Origin of the sequence: Micrococcus sp. HSID17227 (assembly GCF_003989405.1) — a bacterium.
GTDB classification, from domain to species: Bacteria; Actinomycetota; Actinomycetes; order Actinomycetales; family Micrococcaceae; genus Micrococcus; species Micrococcus luteus.
Map to the genome: position 1 here is coordinate 1 of NZ_RBLN01000224.1, position 3,866 is coordinate 3,866.

The 3,866-nt window shown below is 75.7% G+C and carries 3 protein-coding genes and 1 pseudogene; 2 read left to right on the top strand and 2 right to left on the bottom strand.

Features of this window, described 5'->3' with window-relative positions; translation table 11 throughout:
• A pseudogene (locus D8M29_RS14225) lies at positions 1–347 on the bottom strand (hypothetical protein); the annotation flags it as partial.
• Positions 348–436: 89 nt separating this feature from the next.
• The gene (locus tag D8M29_RS09835) at positions 437–1,024 is read right to left on the bottom strand and encodes an inorganic diphosphatase (RefSeq protein ID WP_049145347.1); all 588 of its coding nucleotides are present in this window, start codon (positions 1,022–1,024) and stop codon (positions 437–439) included.
• Positions 1,025–1,244: 220 nt separating this feature from the next.
• On the opposite strand from D8M29_RS09835, the gene D8M29_RS09840 reads away from it, so the two are divergent.
• Positions 1,245–2,555 carry a D-alanyl-D-alanine carboxypeptidase gene (locus D8M29_RS09840; RefSeq protein ID WP_230956194.1) on the top strand — a complete coding sequence of 437 codons (1,311 nt, stop codon included), beginning with the start codon at positions 1,245–1,247 and terminating at the stop codon, positions 2,553–2,555.
• A gap of 34 nt (positions 2,556–2,589) precedes the next feature.
• A partial coding sequence (locus D8M29_RS09845; protein WP_127445939.1) for a zinc-dependent metalloprotease occupies positions 2,590–3,866 on the top strand: 1,277 nt, incomplete at its 3' end.

The window sequence follows — 3,866 nt, forward strand, 5'->3', positions numbered from 1 at the left end:
GGTCGCCGGCGTCGAGGGTGTCCCGCTGGTTGATGGTGAGCACGAACATGGTGGTCGATTCTGCCAGCCCGCAGACGACGCCGGCCGCCCACCCCGAGGGGTGAGCGGCCGGCGTCGCGCGCGTGGGTGGTGCGAGCTCGGCGTCGCTGCCGCAGGCCGCGCAGCGCCACGTCGACGGCGACGCGCGGGTCCTCGACGGCGCCGATCAGCTCGTCGCCCGCGGCGCGCTGGAACGGGAGCACGACGGCGTCGTCCAGCCCCGGCACGTCCTGGAGGGCGCGCAGGAACGTGTCCACGCGGTCGCCGGCGTCGAGGGTGTCCCGCTGGTTGATGGTGAGCACGAACATGGTGGTCGATTCTGCCAGCCCGCAGACGACGCCGGCCGCCCACCCCGAGGGGTGAGCGGCCGGCGTCGCGCGCGTGGGCGGTGCGGGGATCAGCGGCCCTGGGGCTCGTCCGTCGCCTCGCCCTCCTCGGTGGCCGGCTGTGCCTCCTCGGTGTCCACGTCGCGCCCCTGGGGCTCGTCGGTCGGGGACTCCTCGCCCTGGGCGTCGAAGCGCTGGATGGACGCCTCGAGCTCGGCCTCGGCGGCCGCGCGGCCCTCCCAGCCCTCGGCCTTGACCCACTTGCCCGGCTCCAGGTCCTTGTAGCGGGTGAAGAAGTGCTCGATCTCCTGCTTGAGGGACTCCTCCACGTGCTCGAGCTCGGTGATGTGGTCGTAGCGCTTGTCCGCCGGGACGCACAGCAGCTTGGCGTCGCCGCCGCCGTCGTCGGTCATGTTGAACACGCCGATCGGGCGGGCCTCGACGACGCAGCCCGGCACCAGGTCGAAGCCCGGCAGGTACACGAGGGCGTCCAGCGGGTCGCCGTCCTCGCCGAGGGTGTTCTCGAAGTAGCCGTAGTGCGTGGGGTACTGCATGGAGGTGAAGAGCACGCGGTCCAGGCGCAGGCGGCCGGTCTCGTGGTCGAACTCGTACTTCACGCGGGAGCCCGCGGGGATCTCGATGGTGACGTCGTGCGCCATGACTCTCCTTCGCACAGAGGGTGGGGTGTCCGGGCGGCGCGGCGTCGCCCGGCGGTGCTGCCGTCAGCCTACCGGGGGCGTCCGTCATGATGGACGCATGGGACAGGTGGACACGGGGCGCGCTGGGCGTCGGGATCGACGCACGGAACGCCCCCGGAGCCGCTCGCTCCCCGCCGTCCTCCTGGCCGCACTCGCGGCCGTCCTGGTCGCCTGCGGTCCCGTGACCGCACCGCCGGCCCCGTCGAGCGCGTCCGCCTCGTCGACGACCGCCGCGCCGACGTCATCGTCCCCGTCCGCCGGCCCCACCGCGGCCGAGGTGGCGGCCGCCGTCGAGCCGGGGCTGGAGACGTCCCCGGGCACGGTCTCCGCCGAGTTCCGCGACCTGGCCACCGGCGAGGTGCTGTACGCGCGGGACGCGGACGAGCCCGTGGCCCCCGCGTCCTCGCTCAAGGTGCTCGCCGCCGCGGCCATCGTCTCCGCCCTGGGTCCTGAGACGACCCTGCAGACCACCGTGGTGGCCCAGCCCACCGCGGACGACGCGGCCACCGAGCTGGTGCTCGTGGGCGGCGGCGACGTGCTGCTGGGCACGGGCGCCTCGGACTCGACGCACGTCTCCGGCCGCGCGGGCCTGCGCACTCTCGCGGAGCGGACCGTGGCCGGGCTGGTCGAGGACGGCGTCACCGGGCAGGTGGTGGTCAGCACGGACCTGCGGCTCTTCACGGACCGCACGGCCCTGAACCCGCGCTGGACGTCGGACATCCCGGAGAGCGGCAACATCGCGCCGGTGCAGCCGTTGGCCACCTACGGCGGCCGTGAGGCCCCCGGCACCGGGGAGGACCGCATCGAGGCCCCGGCGCAGTTCGCCGCCCTCACCTTCCAGGCCGCGCTCGACGACGCGGTGGCCGCCTCCGGCGCCGACCTCGAGGTGGGTCTGCGGGACACGATCCCGGCCACCGAGGTGCCGCGCTCCACGGTCCTCGCCGCCGCCCCCGTCGCGGCGGTGGAGTCCGCGTCCGTGGGGGAGCAGGTCGCGTACCTGCTGGCCCACTCGGAGAACCAGGTGGTCGAGGCCCTGGCCCACACGGCCGCGCCCGCCGCCGACCTGCCCGCCACCCACGAGGGCGCCACGCAGCTGCTGACGGCCACCGCCGAGGACCTCGGCGTGGACACCGCCGGGATGGCGCTCGTGGACTCCTCGGGCCTGTCCCCGGACAACCGCGTCAGCGCGGGCCAGCTGGCCGGCGTCGTGGCCGGGGTGGCCCGCACACCCGCCCTGGGCACCGTGCTGGAGGGCCTGCCGCGGCCCGGCGAGGACTCCACCCTGGGCGACCGGTTCCCGGATGCCCCCGCGCGGCAGGCCGTGGCCGCGAAGACCGGCACGCTCGACCAGACGGTCTCCCTCACCGGCACCGTCACCACGACGTCCGGGCGGGTCCTCGCGTTCAGCATCATCTGCTCGGATCTGCAGTGGAAGTTGGAGCCCGCGCGCGCGGCGGTCGATGAGGCCGTCAGCGCCGTCGCCGGGCTCTGATCCGAGGTCCGGGGCCTGTGATCTGATGGAGCCCATGAGCGACGACCACGCGACCGACCGCCCCCGCGCCGCCGCGGACGCCGCGCCGGGCGCCCCCGCCGAGCCGACCCCCGCCGTCGCCCACCCGGTGTACTGCGCCTTCGCAGCACGGACCGCACGGTCCCTCGCCGCCGCCGGCCCCCGGTTCACGCCGCGGGAGGCGACGCGCGAGGCAGAGGGCCTGCGCGCCGCCGCGGAGGCCGCCGTGCCGCACGTCCACCGCCTGACCGGGCTCGAGGCGGCACGGGACCTGCGCGACTCGCAGGTGCTCGTGGTGGACCGCCCCACCTGGTCGCGCGCCGCCACCCAGTCCTTCGCCACCCTGCTGGACCCCACGTTCGCGCATCTGCGGGACACCCGGCCCCGCGAGCACGCCGCCGCCACCACCCGCGTCACCCGGCACGCCACCGCCCTGGAGATGGGCGGGATCCTCGCCTGGATGTCCGGGAGGATCCTCGGCCAGTACGACCCGTTCATCGCGCTGCCCGGCCCCGGGGGGACGGCGGCCGGCCCCGCCGGCGGACGCCTGCTGCTCGTGGCCCCGAACGTCGCGCAGGTGCGCGCGGAGATCAACGTGGACCCGGCGGACTTCCGCCTCTGGGTGTGCCTGCACGAGCAGACCCACCGCGTGCAGTTCGCGGCCGCGCCCTGGCTGCGCGAGCACCTGCGGGCCGAGATCACGGCGCTCACCGTCGGCCTGTTCGACAAGGCCGAGTCCCTGCCCGAGCGCCTGCGCACCGCGCTCGCGGCGGCGAACCCGCTGGGTCGGGAGGCCGACGCCGGCCGGACTGGGGCGCGGGACGGACACGACGCGCAGGACGCGGCCCCGGCCCGCCCCACGCCGGGCCTGCTCGGTGCGATCCAGGACGAGGAGGACCGGGAGCGCCTGTCCCGGCTGACGGCCGTGATGTCCCTGCTCGAGGGGCACGCGAACGTGGTGATGGACGGCGTCGACTCCTCCGTCGTGTCCTCCGTCAAGACCATCCGCCGCCGCTTCGACGAGCGCGGCGACCGCCGCTCGCCCCTGGACCGCATGCTCCGCCGCGTGCTGGGCATGGACGCGAAGATGGCCCAGTACCGCGACGGCCAGAGGTTCGTGGCCGCCGCCGTGGCCCAGCTCGGCATGGCCGGGTTCAACGTGGTCTGGGACGCCCCCGAGCTGCTGCCGAGCGAGGCCGAGCTCCACGCCCCCGAGACGTGGGTGGCCGGCATCCGTGCCCAGGCCCGAGGCGCGGTACCCGCGGCCGACGCCGGCTGTCCGGGCCGGCGGAG

Coding starts and splice junctions, on each gene's coding strand:
- D8M29_RS09835 (WP_049145347.1), bottom strand. CDS start 1,024: ATGGCGCACGACGTCACCATCGAGATCCCCGCGGGCTCCCGCGTGAAG.